Origin of the sequence: Pseudomonas sp. PNPG3, from assembly GCF_023093815.1 — a bacterium.
GTDB lineage: Bacteria > Pseudomonadota > Gammaproteobacteria > Pseudomonadales > Pseudomonadaceae > Aquipseudomonas > Aquipseudomonas asiatica.
In genome coordinates this window covers 1-228 of record NZ_JALLKV010000353.1, presented here as the reverse complement: position 1 = coordinate 228, position 228 = coordinate 1, and the positions used below count along the sequence as shown (strand labels likewise).

1 protein-coding gene is annotated in these 228 nt (G+C 75.0%); it reads right to left on the bottom strand.

What is annotated here, in order from left to right:
• Positions 1–228, bottom strand: a 228-nt coding sequence (locus MJ643_RS31305) for a hypothetical protein (RefSeq protein WP_247727402.1), incomplete at both ends; no start/stop codon positions are given.

The following is a 228-nucleotide window of genomic DNA, read 5'->3' as shown; positions in this document are numbered from 1 at the left end:
CGTCTCGAGGGTGACGCTGCGCTCGGCGACCTCCCAGTAGTCGGGGGAGACGGGCGGGAGGTGCGTCCCGGCGCCGGTCGCCTCGATCAGCAGGGCGGAGGAGTCCTCGATGAGCGCGCTCAGGCGCTCGCGCGCCGTCTCCGACGCATCGCCGGTCAGGACGGACAGGACCTCGGCGACGGCCCACAGCACGAGGCCGGTGCCGTCGACCTGCTGGGGGCGGGCGTC